The sequence below is a fragment of the Algibacter amylolyticus genome, assembly GCF_014202225.1.
In the GTDB taxonomy this organism is placed as follows: domain Bacteria; phylum Bacteroidota; class Bacteroidia; order Flavobacteriales; family Flavobacteriaceae; genus Algibacter_B; species Algibacter_B amylolyticus.
In genome coordinates this window covers 207,956-225,224 of the sequence record NZ_JACHGE010000006.1, presented here as the reverse complement: position 1 = coordinate 225,224, position 17,269 = coordinate 207,956, and the positions used below count along the sequence as shown (strand labels likewise).

Sequence of the window (17,269 nt, the reverse complement as noted above, 5' to 3'; positions counted from 1 at the left end):
AAGGCATAAAATAAAAAACAATGATGAAAAAGTATTACTTAACAATATGTCTATTATTAGCTGTGTTTTCTGCATTAGCACAAAAAGTATTAGAAGTAACTCTTGATAGTTCCACCAAAGTAACTACAGATGGTGTAGGTGGTTTATATTTTGCAGGAACAAAAGATGTAAATTATAGGTTTTCCCAAAGAATATCTCCTCATGGTGATTGTATTGATGTTGTTAATGGTTATGCCTTTATAACATGGTATAAAGGCGGCATGGATAAACGCAATTTAATGTTATCTAGAAAAAATTTGAATGTCCCTAATTCGCCTTGGATTTCTATAGAGTTTCCACACAAACATGTAGGGCAATCTGGCGAACTGTTAAATGGTACAGGTATTCGAGGCGATTCTCATAACACCGCAGCTATAGGCATCAGTACTATAGATGACACAATACATATCATTTATGATATGCATGCTTACAGAGCTTCTTCTTTACCTAATGATTTTTTTAATTATTCAGTATCGCTTAAAAATAAAGCTTTCGTACCAGATAATGAATTCACATTGGCTATTTTTAATCCAAAGCAAAACTATTTAAAATCTGGAGGCGATTACGAACGTATGACCTATCCCATGATACACAGAGCTGACGATGGAAGTTTGATTGCTAGATATAGACAAGGCGGCTCTGGTAATGGTGATATACTTTTAGCACATTATGATGGTAATGTATGGAGCAATAATTGGTTATTTCATGAAGGAACTTTGGCATTACCTAACAGAAATAATATGTATGGAGGTGAACGTTTTTTAAACGGTAAATTTTATTCAGGTTTTTCAATAAGATATTCTACTAATAATGATACAAATACCAGTAACGGCTATATGTTAAATAGTGGACTTTATTATGCTTATACCAACGGAATTCCTAAAAATGCATCAATAGCATGGTTTGATGTTAATGATACTTCTATTACTTTGCCAATTCAAAATAATATTAACCCAAACTTAGATCCAGTTCAGATTGCACAACCTGGAGATGATTATGGTACAGATACATTTCCTAAATCGTCTTCTGATCCAGCATGGACGGTTACTGAAAATGGTGCGATTCATTTTGTACAAAGAGTAGATAATAAAAATGTACATTATTATAAGTTGGCTACAGATGCAAATTTTTCTAGTGATGTAGGTGGTGTTATCCCCAATCCTCAAACTCGTGGTGAACTTTACAGTTATAAAAACCATGTCTTTATGGTGGAAATTGTAGGAGGGAAAATAATTGTTAAAACCACTTTAGAAGGTCAGAATAATTGGAAAATAGCACATGTAGGTACAGAATCTATAAATTTTGATCACTTTGATGCTTTTGTTACAGGTAATAAATTATATGTTTATTTAATGCAAGACACAGGAAATAACACACCAGGTGTTGGTGATAAGCGCCCTTTATACTTTCAAGAATTTACATTGTCTGAGGTTGATGCTCCAGTAGAAGTTGATAATTTATTATTAGAAGCTGAAGACTACACAACCGCATCAAGTGCTATTATAGTTGGGACTAATTCTGTTGCATCTGGAGGTGAATATATAGATGCTTTTGCAGCAAGTCAGTTTATCGAACATAAATTTCAAGTAGCAACAGCTGGTACTTATGATTTTATTCTTTTTGCAGCGAATAGAAATAGAGACGATTCAATCATGGATATTGAAATTAATGGCACGTTGTATGACGATGTTCTAATAATAAGAACTTTTGATTGGAATGTGTATTTAGAAACAATAATTCCGGATGTTACACTTAATCAAGGTGAAAACACAGTAAGACTAACACAACGAAGATCATTATCAAGCGAACCAGATAAAATCGAGTTTGAGTTGAAGTCAGCTTTAAATACTAATAACTTTAATATTCAAAAAGTAAGGGTTTACCCTAACCCTAGTACTGGGATTTTTAATATAAATAGTCCAATAAAAAACTTAAATTATAAACTAATTTCTACGCAAGGAAAAGTGCTAAAAAAAGGAGTTTTGGTTAATAACAGTTTGGACTTAATGAAATATCCAATTGGGATTTATTTTCTTCAATTAAATTCTAACCATAGTTCTACAGTAAAAAAAATAGTGATAAAATAACTTTTTAAACATCTTGCCTAATCAATGAGAAAAAATACAATGTATTTAATAATATTTTAATTTTTTTTGAACTTAGCCTAGTACAAATATGATAAATATATTGAGTTTATAATCGAATCAATCTTAAATGAATTATACAAAAAATGAATAAATTAATAACTTTATTTTTAATACTAATTCTTGGACTTAATGGTTTCAGTCAAAGCACGTTTGTTAAGGGATATTTCATTAAAAACTCTGATGAAAAAATAAACTGTCTTATAAAAAATAATGATTGGTTGAACAATCCAACTGAATTTGAATATAAAATTACGGAAAGTGCAGAACAGAAAACCCTAACCATTAGTTCGGTTAAAGAGTTTGGGTTTTTTAATATATCAAAGTATGTTAGGCATAATGTTGATATTGATAGATCTAGCAAAATAGTTAATGAATTAGGTTATAATAAAAATCCATTTTTCAATAAGGAAGAGCTGTTTTTGAAAGTATTAATTGCAGGAAAAGCTAATTTATTTCTATATGAAGACAAAGGTTTAACTAGATATTTTTACAATAAAGATAACTCTGAGGTTGCGCAATTAGTTTATAAAAATTATTTAACTTCTGAAGGACAAGTAGCTAAAAACAATGAGTTTAGGCGACAATTGTGGAATACCTTAAAGTGTGAAAGTATTTCAATGAATAATCTTTCAAAACTAGATTATAAACAATCTGCATTAATTAAGTTTTTTATAAAATACAATGAATGTACTAATTCAGAATTTATTAATTATATAAAAAAGAAAGAGAAAAAAGATTTGTTTAATTTAACGCTGCGCCCTGGTGTAAGTAGTTCATCTCTTGTTTTGAAAAACGGAGAATATAATTGGAAGGAAATTGACTTTGGTAAAGGATTAACTTCTTTTAGATTCGGAGTAGAGGCTGAATTTGTTTTAGGATTTAACAATAATAAATGGGCGATTCTTTTTGAGCCCACCTATCAACAATTTGAGTCTGAAGAAACGTTTGTTTCAAATAGAACTACTGAGGAGGAGTCTGTCGCTAATGTAAATCATAAATCCATTCAAATTAATCTTGGTTTAAGACATTATTTATTTCTGAACAAAAACTTAAAACTATTTGTCAATGCTTTGGGTGTTATAGATAATAAAGTGAATTCAACAGTTGAAGTAAATAGAGTTGGTGGTGCAGAATTGTTCTCAGCAAAACTTGTTACAGGAATTAGCACAGCTCTTGGGATTGGGTGTAAATATAACGATAGATATAACCTAGAATTAAGATATTTACCAAATAGAAATATTTTAAATAGCCAAGGGTCTTGGGGTACAGAATTCAAATCAGTATCTATCATATTGGGATATTCTATCTTTTAAAATGAATTAGCAGAAAACATAAAACTGTAAAGAAAAAAATGTTGAATAATTTTTATTATATAATATATTAATCTGAAAAAAATATATAAAATTGTCCTTTTTACATTTTTTTATATCCAACTTATAGGATGTCAAACTCAAAAAAAGGTTTTAATAGATGTCGAGTTAAAAAAAGGGCATAGAATTTCCGGTAAAAGCTATGTAGTAAAATGGTTTGACCCAAGAGAGGGAGGCGAATTTCAAAATATATCAATTACTTCTGTAAAAGGAAACGGATATGTTAGTTTAGGAGTTTCTCCTTCAGAAATAGATAAAGATTGGGTAATATGTATCCAAGCTCATAAATAGTTTAAAATTATTTCAAACTTTATTTATATTTATTTTCTTTTAATTACAGATACTTCAATTTAAGAGAGATATGTTCTAAAATCATGAAAATGAGAGTGAAAAACAGGATAGGACAGGACGCAATTCAAAAGCCATAATTATATATTTATTCACTAATATATTCAGTTAAAATCCAGCAAAAAAACAAATAGGTTTATGAATTTTAAATACGCATATACTGTTTTTTTATTCGTGTTTACTAGTTACTTATATGCTCAAAATCCTATTGTTCCAAATCAAGGTTTAAACGACCCGCATATTCATATTTTTAATGATACAGCTTATGTTTATGCATCTCACGATAAATCCATTGATAATAAAAAATTTATTATGGAAGATTGGTGGGTGTGGTCGTCTCCAGATTTAGTGAATTGGACAAAGCGAAGCGTTTTAAATCCTAAAGACACCTATATAGGAAAAGACTTTTCAAGATGTTGGGCAACGGATGCAGCATATAAAAACGGAAAATATTACTGGTATTTTTCAGAAGGAAATGAACAAACAGGGGTTGTTGTAGGAGATACACCAACAGGACCTTGGAAAGATGATTTAGGAAAACCTCTTTTAAATTCAGACTTAACGCCAACACATGAATACGATATGGCTATTTTTGAAGAAAATGGAGCGCATTATATCATTTTTGGTGTTTGGGATTATTACATAGCTAAGTTAAATTATGATATGATTAGTCTTGCTGAAAAACCAAGAAAACTTATTATTAATAATCCTAAAGGCCCTTACAATCCAGATGGTAAGAACTTAGAAAAACCAACAGACGATAAGCCGTTTATGCATAAACGAAATGGGAAATACTATTTGTCTTGGGGTTGCTTTTATGCCATGTCTGATAACTTATATGGCCCTTATGAATATAAAGATTCTGTTATAAAAGAGGAAAGTTTTGCCAAAGGTTATGACGCTCCCACTTGGCCCAATGGATTTTTGCAAGGACGCCATGGCTCTTTTTTTGAATGGAATAACCAATGGTATTACGCCTATTGTGATATGAGTCAAACAGGAAATCGTTATTTTAGAGATACGTTTATTAGCTCCATTCACTACAAGGAAAATGGAGAAATGGCAACAATAAGAGTGGATGGCGTGGGTGTTGGACAATACAATGCTAATCAGTCTAAAATTGAAGCTGAAGATTATTTTAAGGCAGATGGTTTACTAAAAAAAGAATTTGAAAATGGCTTTGTTGTCGAAACAGCGGCAAATAGAAGTTATCTAAATTTTCCTAATATCAATGGCTTAGAAAAGTATTCTATACTAAATATGAAAGTAAACGCTCCTAACGGCGGACAGTTTTCTATTCAAATCCGAAAAAATGGATTAGATGGGGAGATTATAAATCAAAAAATAGTCAATTTAAAGCCTAACAGTAATACATTTAAAACTTTACAAATCGATTTGCAAGACTTACAAAGTACAGAGAATTTTTATTTTCTAGTAGAGCAATTAGACTATAATTCATTGCAAATCGATTCCTTTTCCTTTTCGAAATAATTAAAATTTAACCATAAATACTAATGAAAAAATTATTCATTTTACCCCTAACGTTATTAAGCATAATCTTTTACTCCTGCGGAGAGTCTTCGTCTTCATCAAAGGATTATAAAGACGCATCATTGGCAATAGAAGATCGTGTAGAAGCGTTATTACCTTTAATGTCTTTGGAAGAAAAAGTAGCGCAAATGCGTATTTTTCATGCAAATATTGGAGTAAAACACGACGAAAATGGAAAACTAACCCTGTCTGATAAAGTTATAGAAAAATTAAAAATTGGTATTGCAGGTATAAAAAACCCTGGAGAGCATATTGATGCTGTAGCTGCTGCTAAGTTGAATAACGAACTTCAAAAATATATTATAGAAAATAATCGCTGGGGCATTCCAGCATTGTTTGTTACAGAGTCTTATAATGGCGTAGATGCAGAAGGCTGTACTAAGTTTGGTCGTCCAATGACATCCGCAGCATCATTCAATCCAGTTTTGGTAAGACGTCAATGGGATGTTGTAGGGAGAGAGGCTAGGTTAAGAGGTATGCACATGTGCCATTCACCAGAAGCAGATTTGGTAAGAGATCCTCGTTTTGGGCGTATGAGCGAAGCATTTGGAGAAGATACCTATTTAACAACGCAAATGGTTAAAAATGCCATTATTGGTGTACAAGGTAATTATGAAGGCCTTGGAAACGGAACGCATATTGGTGCCGTTGCAAAACATTTTGCGGGATACGGGCAAGTATTAGGAGGTTCCAATTTTGCAGCTATCGAGATTTCTGAAAGAACCTTAATTGATGAAATTTATCCGCCATTTGAAGCGGCTGTAAAAGAAGCCAAAACTTTAGGAATCATGGCTTCGCATGGTGATTTAAATGGTGTGGCAAGTCATGGGAACCCAGAATTATTAACAGGTGTACTTAGAGACCAATGGGGTTTTGAAGGTTATGTGGTTTCAGACTCTAATGATATTGCACGATTGTTTTATTTTATGAATGTGGCAGAATCTCCGGAAGCGGCAGCACAAATGGGACTTGAAGCTGGTATTGATATTGATTTATACGCCGAAGATTCTTATGCATATCTTCCTGAAATGGTTAAGAAAAATCCCGAGTTAGAAAAGTTAATCGATAGATCTGTAAGACGAGTACTAAGAACTAAGTTTATTTTAGGCTTGTTTGATAATCCGTATATTGATATTGAAGAAGTAGAGAAAGGCGTAAGAGCAGAATCATCTTTAGAATTGGCCAGAGAGTCAGACTTGGAATCTATTATCTTACTAAAAAATGAAGATAAAGCTTTACCGCTATCAAAAGATAAGACACTAAGCGTAGCTTTATTAGGTCCTTTGTTAAAAGAAAACACGAAACAGATGTTTGAAACTGTTGCTGGTTCAAATGTTAAGTTTATTGCCGAAAAAGGATTTCAATTAACAAACCAAAAAGGTGGTGCACCAGAACTTCTAGATAGAGATCCAAAAGCTATAGCCAGTTTGGTTAACAAAGCAAAAGCAGCCGATGTGTCTATCTTATTTTTAGGTGGAGACGAGTTTACATCAAAAGAAGCTTATTTTAGTAGTAGTACTTTAGGAGATCGTGCAACCATAGATCCAGTTGGACCGCAAGACGAGTTGGTAGAAAGAATTAAAGCTTTAGGAAAACCAATAATTGTAGTTTTAAAACACAGAAGAACCCTATCTATAAACACCATAGCTGAAAAGGCAGATGCCATTTTAGATGCTTGGGATTTAAGTGAGTTTGGCGATGAGTCTGCAGCAAAAATTATTTTTGGTGAGGTATCGCCTTCTGGTAAATCTCCTGTTACTATTCCAAGATCCATAGGGCAAATTCCATTTCATTATAGCATGAAAGAGATTAATTATAAAAAAGAATACTTATTTTTAGGTCAGGGACCGCTTTATCCTTTTGGACATGGGTTAAGTTATGGCGAATTTGAATATTCAGACATTACAATTTCAAACCCTGAAATAACACCTAATACAGAGTTGGAGGTTAGTGTAAAGGTTACCAACAATGGTAGTATTAAAGCTAAAGAAGTGGTGCAAATGTATATTAAAGATGAAATTGGCTCTGTAACACGACCAGATAAAGAACTTAAAGGTTTTGAGAAAATAGAGTTAAATCCAGGAGAAAGTAAAACCGTTTCATTCACAATTACACCAAAAATGTTAGAATTTACGGGTGTTTCAATGAAAAAGGTTTTAGAAGCAGGAGACTATACTGTAAAAATAGGAACCTCTTCACAAAAGTATTTAGAAACAACATTTAAACTAAATAAATAAGACATAATGAATAAGACGATTTTAACACTAGTAGCCGTTGTATTATTATTTAATTGTTCAACCGCTCAAAAAATCACCAAAGAGCAGCCCATAGATAAAGCAGAGGTTAAAGCCTCTATGATAAAAGCTTTAGAGTGGCAAGAAGCACACCCTATATTTGCTATTGCGCCAACAGATTGGACGGCTGGGGCTTATTATACAGGTGTAACTAGAGCTCATAAAGCAACCAATGATATGATGTATATGGCTGCTTTAAAAAACCAAGCCTATTGGAATAATTGGCAAACTTACAATAGGTTACACCATGCAGACGATGTTGCTATCTCGTATAGCTATTTGTATATTGATATGGTAGATAGCAGAAAAAACTTTGTGGATTTAGAGCCTACTAAAAAGTTTCTAGACGCACATCTCTATGAAGATGATGTATGGAAAGCTGGTAATAGAAAGAATGAAATGGGGCAAACCATATTATGGTGGTGGTGTGATGCTTTATTTATGGCACCTCCAGTCCTAAATTTATATGCTAAACATACTAACCAACCTAAGTATTTAGATGAAATGCATAAGTTTTATATGCAAACTTACAATCAGTTATATGATGAAGAAGAGCAGTTATTTGCTAGAGATATGCGTTTTGTTTGGACTGGCTCAGAAAAAGACAGTAAGGAACCTAATGGTAAAAAAGTATTTTGGTCTAGAGGAAACGGCTGGGTTATTGCCGGTTTAGCTTTGATTTTGGATGATATGCCAACAGATTATGAGCACCGTCCATTTTACGAGAAACTTTATAAAGAAATGGCTTCTAAAATATTAGCTATTCAGCCAGAAGATGGTTTATGGAGAACAAGTTTGCTTTCTCCAGAATCGTATAATCATGGAGAAGTTAGTGGAAGTGGTTTTCATACATTTGCTTTAGCCTGGGGTATAAATAATGGTTTGTTAGATAAAAAACACATACCAGCAGTCAAAAAAGCGTGGCATGCTATAGCGGCATGTCAACACGATGATGGTCGCGTAGGTTGGGTGCAAAATATTGGAGCATTCCCAGAACCTGCATCTGCCGATTCTTGGCAAAATTTTGGTACCGGTGCTTTTTTAATGGCAGGTAGTGAGGTTTTAAAATTTAATTAAAGCACACTCATATATTAATTTTTATGTTTTGAAGCTGTAGTTTGTATGCCTAATTCATTGCTTTTTTTAAAATTTTTAATGATTTTTAGTTTGTTATTAAATTTAAGAACAGGATAGTACAGGATAATAGAATTAACAAGATTTTATAAATTGTACTAATAATAACTAAAACTAAAATAACAATGAAAAAAATTACTTTAAAAATTAGTGCTTTCTTTTTACTAACTATGTTTGCGCTTCAAGTACAGGGCCAAGCATTATACTCAGTGGAAGGTACTTATAAAATTTCAACATCAGGTTTATCTCCCAATCTTTACATTACAGTTAATACATCTTTAGGTACTGTAGAATGGGCCGAAGAATTACCAGGTGAAGATGAAACACAACTCTGGACTATAAAAGGTCATAGAACCCCAGCAGACACGGGATTGATTGAAATTACGGGAAACATTACTGGTTTAGGAGCTGTTACCTTATGTACAACAGACGACTCAGCTCATCCTAATTTAACGCTTGCCGTTAGACCTGGTGATCCGAAAAGTGTAGCATACGATGATACAACAGATCCTATAACCTATTCTGGAGATTATTCGGGGCTAGATCAGTTTCAAAGAAGAAAAGCTAAAGTTAATGCAGAGGGACTTGCTGATGCCAATGGATCTAACCCAGCAGATGGAAACAATGCCTTGTTTCTAAAAAATACACTCGGTGGTAATTCTAGGTACGGTGTAATTCCAGCTGCTGCAGGAGAAGCTGTTCAATTTGATGGTGCAGGTATTGATGTTCTTCAATACCATCTTGTAGCTCCGTTAAGTACAATAGATTTTGATACAAGCTCAATTTTTATCTCAAACCCTGTGAGTAACCAATTGTCAATTAAAGGCTTATCTCCAAATATTAAAGAGGTTAATGTGTATAGCCTATTAGGAAAAAAAGTGTTATCTCGTGCAGTTATTAATGAATCTGATATAAATGTAGATACTAGTGCTTTATCTAGCGGTCTTTATATTGTTAAGATTCAGAGCGAAAATGCTGAGTTTAGCAAAAAAATAGTTAAGCAGTAAATAGTTAACTTGTATTAATTATAAAAAGTCATTTAAAAATTTTAAATGGCTTTTTTTGTGCTTTAATACCACTAGGTAAAGGAGTGTAATTTATCATATTGAATATAATAGCATTGAAAAATAAAATTTTGAAAACCATGAAAAAGGGACTCGTACCATTGTTAATTTTAGGGTTTGCTCTATTTAATAACTGTCAATCCAATAAGACTCATAAGGCTTTAAAGGATAATGATTCAATAGATTTTAAAACATTAAGTGAAAATTTCAAATCACCTTCTAAAAAATACCGCCCAGAAACATGGTTTCATCTTAATGGTAATAATATTAGTAAAGAAGGGCTAACTTTAGATTTAGAAGCTATTAAAGAAGCGGGATTTCAAGGTATTCAACTTTTTAACAAAAGCGGAAGACCATATCCTGAGGTAAATCAAATAAAAATTTTATCTCCCGAATGGGAAGATATGATTAGGCATACCGCCGATGAGTGTAAACGATTGGGGTTGAAATTTACGATGCAAAATTGCCCTGGTTGGTCTATGACAGGTGGTCCGTGGGTTCCGGTTGAAGAAGCACAACGCGAAGTTGTAGAATCGGTTTACCATACATCTGGCGGAACCGAATTCAACCAAATTTTGGAATTAGATTCTCTTTACAAAAAATCAGAATATAATTATAAAGATATTCAAGTGCTTGCTTTTCCAACACCTGCAGGCAGTGATATGGCTGTTCTTAACCCTGTAAAAATTGAAAGTAATAATAAAACAGCACCTTGGATAAAAATTTTTAACCCCAATTCTAAAATAATTGTTACGCGCACAACAACAAGATTAGATTTAGATTTACCCGATTACAGAGCTCAAGGAACCTGTAAAATTAATGGTAATAATACTTGGGTAAAAACAAAATTTAATGCGCCTGTAACCATTCGCTCTATTGTATTTCCGCCTTTGCGCCATATTTTATTGAATCAGGAATATCCTAAAGTTGAGGCGAAATTGAATGTTCAGGCCGTAGTTGATGGTAAATTAAAAGATATAACTACCATAAATTTTCCTAATGGAAACTGGAATGACAGACGTAAAAAACTAACTTTTGTAATTCCAGAAACAACTTCAAACGAATTCGTCTTTACTTTTAAAGGAGAACATTCCGTTGCTCCAGAATTTATGCATCTAACGTCAAAGCCTATGTTGCATAATCATCAAGCAAAAGCAGCCAAAGCTTTACGAAGTTTAGAAAAAGATGTGGTTTATGAGTATTCCGAAAATACAATTATTAAATCTAATAAAATTATTAACCTAACCAATAAAATGACTTCTGAAGGAAAATTGGACTGGGATGTTCCTGAAGGCAATTGGACTATAGTGCGTTTTGGACATGTTAATATGAGGCTTAAAAACAAACCAGCTGTACCAGAAGCCACGGGATGGGAATCTAGTAAGTTAGATAAAATTGCTATTGAAAATCATTTGCGAAAGGGGATGATAGGTAATTTAATTAAAGATGGTGGCCCAATTGGAGACGGAAAGTTGCACGGTTTATTAATAGATAGCTGGGAAAGCCATGTGCCTACTTGGACAATTAAATCAGACGATTTATTTCAAGAATTTCAAAATCGTCGTGGATATAGTATGGTACCCTTTTTGCCAGCTACAATGGGCTACATTGTGGATAGCCCAGAAATTAGTACAAAGTTTTTAAGAGACTTGAGGCATACTATGGATGATGTTTTTATAGATAACTTTTTTAAACATTTTGCCACAGTAGCTCATAACATGGGAGCAGAGGTGTATACCGAAGGTGCAGGAGGAGAAGTTTTACCAATAGACCCCATGCGATACTACGGTGTTAGTGATATTCCTATGACTGAGTTTTGGTATCCTAAATCACCATCTGCTCAAAACGAATATGCAAAACCCATTTTTTCGGCTGCATCTGCAACTCATTTATATAATAAACCAGTGTTGGCAGCAGAGGCTTGCACGCAGGTGGGTGTAAAATGGAATGAGCACCCGTTTTCTGTTAAATACTTAATAGATTATAACTTTACAAAAGGTGTTAACCACTTAGTATTTCATACGTTTTCACACACACCACAAACAGAAGTGTATCCAGGATCTAGTTTTGGAGGGCATATTGGATTTCCATTGGTAAGGCAGCAAACATGGTGGCCCTATATGAAAGATTGGACCGATTACTTAACTAGAAATCAATATGTTTTACAACAAGGCGAATATGTAGCAGATGTACTTTGGTACTACGGCGATCATTTTGAACGACCGCCTTTCGATTTAGATTACTTTCCTAAGGGCTATCGATTCGATTATTTAAATGCAGAAATTTTACACGATAAATTAAGTGTCGAAGATGGTAAAATTCATGTTGAAAATGCAGGAAATTATCGTGTTATTCTTCTTAGAGATTCTAATAAAATGTTGCTTTCTACAGCAAAGAAACTAAAAGCCTTAGTTTTAAAAGGTGCTGTAATTATAGGAGACAAACCACAGGATTCGCCAAGTTTAATGGATGATGAGGATGATTTAATTGAGCTTCGAAAAATAGCTAATGAATTGTGGGGAAACAGTAAAGAAGGAGTAAAACAAACTGGAAAAGGGAAAGTGTATTGGGGTAAATCCTTAGAAGAAGTTTTAAAGTCTGAAAATGTTTCAAAGGATGTAATTGTATCAGAAAAAGTAGATATTAATTGGATTCATAGAAAAACAAAGGATGCAGATATTTACTTTCTAGCATCAAAAAATGAAGAACCCATTGATGTAGCAATAAGCTTTAGGGTTAAAAACACATATCCGCAAATTTGGGATGCTTTTACAGGAGAACAAAAAGAGGCTATGGTTTGGAGTAAAGATAATCAAAGAACCAATGTTGCAATTTCATTTGATGCCAACGGAAGTGCAATATTAGTTTTTCCGAAAGGAGATAAAAACGTGTTTACTTCGAAAGTAGAATTTCAAGAAGAAAATATTTTAAACTCAGAAATTGGATGGTATAGATTACATGATAAAAAAAGTAAAGTAGTTAAGGTTAAAATTGATGAAGGAAACGTCTATGCATCAAATTCAGGAACCTATAAATTACATCAAAATCTAGGTGTTAAATTAATAGACGTAGTTATTAATGAAACGTTAATTCAAAACAATTGGAAAGTAAGTTTTGAAAGTGGATGGGATACTCCGGAAACCGTTGAGGTACCAGAATTAAAATCCCTATCAGAGTTTAATCACGATGCTATCAAGCATTATTCAGGAACGTTAACATACACTAAAAGCATTAATGTTGAAAAAGTTGAAAAGTACACCATTATGGATTTGGGCGTAGTTTCAAATATAGCAGAATTATGGTGTAATGGCGAAAAAGTAGGTACACGTTGGGCGCCGCCATATGCTTTTAATATTAGCAACGTACTTAAAAAAGGAATTAATCAATTGGAAATAAAAGTTACGAATACCTGGCGAAATCAACTGATTTTTGATAACAGACGTGCTAAAAGTGATAAAAAAACATGGACTACAAATCCGCCTAAACATAATGAAACTCAATTGGAGATTGCAGGATTAATCGGCCCTGTGGTTTTAAAAATGTGGCAATAATTCTTTGTTATTTTAGTTGGTTTGTAGCCTTGAGAATAGATTGTTTTTAGTAAAAACCAATTGGTTTATTTCCAGCAGGACAGGTCAGGATACACCTTAATTTTAAAAGTTATAATTTTAAGAAAAAATATATATTAAGAGATACCTATGAAAAAAAATACTTTTAAATTTTTGTTATTATTTGGTTTCGCAATGTTTTCGGCTGTTATAACAGCACAAACATCGGCGCCAGATGAGGACACCGGAACATATACAACTTGTAATCCGGATGGCGAGAATGCTACAAGAACGTCCTATGATTTACCAAATCCGGTTAATGTAGGAACAATCGATGATCGTACGTGTTACGCAAATTACAAAGAAAGTAATGTTTACAACAAAACTTGGGGCGTTTACAATATTACAGATGGTTCAAATCAATTTGAAACAACTTTACAACCTAGAATGGAACGCTCGCTTAGTCGATCTCAAGAAACAGGTGTGGGTAGTTATGCTAGATTTACAGGAGTTTTTAGAATACTTGAAGTTGGTGATGCTGGTTCATTTGGTCAAAATGGATCTTATTTAGCACAGGCTAAGGGTAAACATACAGGAGGAGGAGGCTCTCCAGATCCAGCAATTTGTTTATATCTAGCTAAACCTGTTTATGGTACGGGTGCCGATTCAGATAAACAAGTGTCATTCGATATTTACGCCGAACGTATTTTGTATCGAGGCGGCGAGGGAAGTGGTAGGGAAGTCGTTTTTCTAAAAAATGTTAGTAAAAATGTAGAGACAAACTTTGAGTTAGAAGTAGGTTTTAGAGAAGACCCTAACGATGCTACTAAAAAGATTCATTATTGTGATGCTGTAATTGGAGGCGATGCTTTCAACTGGAATATTCCAGAACCAGAAAAAGGAACAGAATCCGGTATTAGATACGGCGCTTATAGGGTTAAAGGAGGTAGAGCTCAAATTAGATGGGCAAATACCACATACCAAAAAGAAGAAGTTGTAGATATGGATACTGGTAATTCTGGTCCAGCTGATGATATTTATAGATTAAGAAATGTTGCCACTGGTCAATTTTTAACCGATTCTGGCGCAAGTGCTACAGCAGTAACTATGACAGATTCAGGAGAGGCACCAAATACGCATTGGACTTTTGTAGAAAGCGGAAGTTATTTTAATATAGATAGTGAAACTTTAGGTATACTCCGTGCTCCAGGTGCGGGTGGCCCGGGAGGTGCTTATGTGGTTGTTAGTACTACAAAAGCTCCACCAGCAAGTGATGGAGATAAAGTATGGACCATTCACTATGATGAAGTAGAGGAAACTTATAGATTTGAATCCGGTACCAGTGGTAGATTCATGTATCATGACATCAATGGAACGGTAACTCATATTTCAGTTGATGATACAGATACTAGAAGCGTTTGGGAATCTATTCCAACAAGTGTGTCTCTTAGTTTAGGTAAAAATAAGCTAGTATCTTCACAGGTACGCGTTTTTCCTAATCCGGCAAATAATAGCTTTACTATGGCCTTTAAAAACCTAAATCAAGTAAAAGTTGAAATTTTTGATATGTTAGGTAAAACAGTTTTTAAAAGTGAGTCTCAAGGTGAAAATCTAAAGGTAATTAATGATGGACAATTTAAGTCTGGTGTTTATCTTATTAGGGTTGTTGATGGTGCTAATAAAGCCTACAATACCAAGCTTGTAATAAAATAAAAAAGTTTAATAAAAATCAATTGTTAAAAAAGCCAGAAAATTATGTTCTGGCTTTTTTAATTAAGTATTACAGGATGAAACAGGATAGATTAAAATTTAATTTTAAATACTTTTCAATTTGAAAATTTATTGTAGTTAATTATGGAAAGACGCAACTTTATGCAATTATCAGCCCTTGCAGGAATCGGACTATCACTTCCTATGGCAGGAATAATAAACGCTTGTTCAAATCATCCTGAGCATTCTTTAGAGTTTGAAAATTTAATATCAGATTTATTGAAAGACTGGTGCGATGGTATGATAAAAGTCCAAATTAATAACCCAGAAAATTTAGAAGAACATGGAGCATTAGGTTGTCCGTCTTGTTCCCATATTCATGGCCGATGTATGGATGCTGTATATCCGTTTTTATATATGGCCGATGTATCAGGCGATAAAAAATATATTGAAGCTGCAGAGTTAGTCATGACATGGGCAGAAAATAATGTATCTCAAGAAAATGGTGCATGGACAGTTATTCCTAATCCCAAATCATGGAAAGGCATCACTATTTTTGGAGCTATTGCTTTAGCCGAGGCTTTACATTATCATGCCCATGTTTTAAACGAAAAAACGCGCAAAGCTTGGACTAATCGATTAGCTCGTTCTGGTAAGTATATTTACGATACGTTTACTATCGATTTCACAAATATTAATTATGGAGCAACAGCTATTTATGGCTTAAGTTTGATGGGAGATGTGTTGCAAAACGAAGCATATAAAGCTAAAAGTAAAGAGTTAGCAGAAGATGTGAAATCTTACTTTACACCAAATGAAGGCCTTTTATTTGGAGAATGTAAAAAAAGCTCTAATAAGTTAAGTGCCAAGGGATTGAATGGAGTTGATTTAGGTTACAATGTAGAAGAGTCTTTAAATAGCATTGTAATGTATGCTCTAAAAGAAAATGATGAGGAGTTATTACAATTAGTAACAAAATCTTTAAACAGTCACTTAGAATTTATGTTACCAGATGGCGCATGGGATAATAGTTGGGGTAACCGCATGTATAAATGGAGTTATTGGGGAAGTAGAACTTGCGATGGTAGCCAGCCAGCATTTGGTATGATGGCACATATTAATCCTGCTTTTGGAACAGCAGCAGTAAAAAACACCGAGTTGTTAAAACGTTGTACAGCAGATGGCTTAATTCATGGAGGACCACATTTTATATCTGCAGGTATACCACCTTGTGTGCATCACACATTTGCACATGCAAAACCATTAGCTGCAATGTTAGATCATTGGCAACATTTACCAGAAATAAATAAAAACACAGCATTACCAAGAACCATAGCAGATGGTGTAAAACATTTTAAAGATTTAGATGTATATCTTTTTTCTAGAGGTGATTGGAGAGGAACCGTTAGTGCTTATGATGCCGAGTACCATTATAAATATGATTATCGTCAAGCTTCAGGAGGTGCGTTAGGTGCGTTGTATCATAATAAAGTAGGACTTTTATGTGCCGCAAGTATGGCGGAGTACCATATGGTGGAGCCATATAATCAGCAACCACAACCAAATAAAGATATTGCCTTAACACCTCGTATTGAAACTTTTAAAGATGGTGTGTGGTACACAAACCTTTATGATTTGCCAGCTACGGTTTCGAGCACAGATAATAATGATACAATAGAGTTGCTTTCCATTGTAAAACTTAAGAATGTTGAAAGAAAAGTGGTTGAAAAAACAGCAGCAGAATTTAATATTGCGTATAAATGTACAAGCGATAAAATGGAGGTTCATGTAAAAACGACAGAAGATATTTTACAGCCAACAGCTTTTGTTTTACCAATAATATCACCTAATAATGAGCTAGTAACTAAGGTAAGTGAAACAGAGATTACGATACAAAAACGAGACGGATTGGTTACAGTTAAATCGAATGCATCAATAAAAATAAAAGAAATAGAAGGTAGTAGAACTTTTAATATGGTACCAGGAGTCGAAGCATTGCCTTTAGAAGTATTTTTTGAAGAAGGTATAAAGGAACTGCTTATTTCATTAACAGTAAGCTAAAAC

At 33.6% G+C, this 17,269-nt stretch carries 10 protein-coding genes; all 10 read left to right on the top strand.

Annotation, left to right across the window (positions count from 1 at the left end):
- Positions 1-20: 20 nt before the first annotated feature.
- Positions 21-2,126 (top strand): BNR-4 repeat-containing protein, encoded by a 2,106-nt coding sequence (locus HNQ90_RS12655; protein WP_144116397.1) that lies wholly within the window; start codon positions 21-23, stop codon positions 2,124-2,126.
- A 143-nt stretch (positions 2,127-2,269) separates the two neighbouring features.
- Positions 2,270-3,499 carry a porin family protein gene (locus HNQ90_RS12650; RefSeq protein ID WP_144116396.1) on the top strand — a complete coding sequence of 410 codons (1,230 nt, stop codon included), beginning with the start codon at positions 2,270-2,272 and terminating at the stop codon, positions 3,497-3,499.
- A gap of 66 nt (positions 3,500-3,565) precedes the next feature.
- The gene (locus HNQ90_RS18130) at positions 3,566-3,847 is read left to right on the top strand and encodes a putative collagen-binding domain-containing protein (protein ID WP_476725013.1); all 282 of its coding nucleotides are present in this window, start codon (positions 3,566-3,568) and stop codon (positions 3,845-3,847) included.
- Between the two features lie 195 nt (positions 3,848-4,042).
- Entirely contained in the window at positions 4,043-5,395 is a 1,353-nt protein-coding gene (locus HNQ90_RS12645; protein ID WP_144116395.1) for a family 43 glycosylhydrolase, read from the top strand.
- A 23-nt stretch (positions 5,396-5,418) separates the two neighbouring features.
- Entirely contained in the window at positions 5,419-7,692 is a 2,274-nt protein-coding gene (locus tag HNQ90_RS12640; RefSeq protein ID WP_144116394.1) for a glycoside hydrolase family 3 N-terminal domain-containing protein, read from the top strand.
- A 6-nt stretch (positions 7,693-7,698) separates the two neighbouring features.
- Positions 7,699-8,826 (top strand): glycoside hydrolase family 88/105 protein, encoded by a 1,128-nt coding sequence (locus HNQ90_RS12635; protein ID WP_144116393.1) that lies wholly within the window; start codon positions 7,699-7,701, stop codon positions 8,824-8,826.
- 182 nt (positions 8,827-9,008) lie between these two features.
- Positions 9,009-9,890, top strand: a complete 882-nt coding sequence (locus HNQ90_RS12630) for a T9SS type A sorting domain-containing protein (RefSeq protein ID WP_144116392.1) — start codon at positions 9,009-9,011, stop codon at positions 9,888-9,890.
- Between the two features lie 137 nt (positions 9,891-10,027).
- The gene (locus tag HNQ90_RS12625) at positions 10,028-13,498 is read left to right on the top strand and encodes a glycosyl hydrolase (RefSeq protein WP_144116391.1); all 3,471 of its coding nucleotides are present in this window, start codon (positions 10,028-10,030) and stop codon (positions 13,496-13,498) included.
- Positions 13,499-13,645: 147 nt separating this feature from the next.
- Positions 13,646-15,208, top strand: coding sequence for a T9SS type A sorting domain-containing protein (locus HNQ90_RS12620; RefSeq protein ID WP_144116390.1), 1,563 nt, complete (start codon positions 13,646-13,648; stop codon positions 15,206-15,208).
- Between the two features lie 159 nt (positions 15,209-15,367).
- Positions 15,368-17,266, top strand: a complete 1,899-nt coding sequence (locus HNQ90_RS12615) for an ulvan lysase-like protein (protein ID WP_241678359.1) — start codon at positions 15,368-15,370, stop codon at positions 17,264-17,266.
- Positions 17,267-17,269 lie beyond the last annotated feature (3 nt).

Coding starts and splice junctions, on each gene's coding strand:
- HNQ90_RS12650 (WP_144116396.1), top strand. CDS start 2,270: ATGAATAAATTAATAACTTTATTTTTAATACTAATTCTTGGACTTAAT.
- HNQ90_RS12655 (WP_144116397.1), top strand. CDS start 21: ATGATGAAAAAGTATTACTTAACAATATGTCTATTATTAGCTGTGTTT.
- HNQ90_RS12645 (WP_144116395.1), top strand. CDS start 4,043: ATGAATTTTAAATACGCATATACTGTTTTTTTATTCGTGTTTACTAGT.
- HNQ90_RS12625 (WP_144116391.1), top strand. CDS start 10,028: ATGAAAAAGGGACTCGTACCATTGTTAATTTTAGGGTTTGCTCTATTT.
- HNQ90_RS12620 (WP_144116390.1), top strand. CDS start 13,646: ATGAAAAAAAATACTTTTAAATTTTTGTTATTATTTGGTTTCGCAATG.
- HNQ90_RS12635 (WP_144116393.1), top strand. CDS start 7,699: ATGAATAAGACGATTTTAACACTAGTAGCCGTTGTATTATTATTTAAT.
- HNQ90_RS12615 (WP_241678359.1), top strand. CDS start 15,368: ATGCAATTATCAGCCCTTGCAGGAATCGGACTATCACTTCCTATGGCA.
- HNQ90_RS12640 (WP_144116394.1), top strand. CDS start 5,419: ATGAAAAAATTATTCATTTTACCCCTAACGTTATTAAGCATAATCTTT.
- HNQ90_RS12630 (WP_144116392.1), top strand. CDS start 9,009: ATGAAAAAAATTACTTTAAAAATTAGTGCTTTCTTTTTACTAACTATG.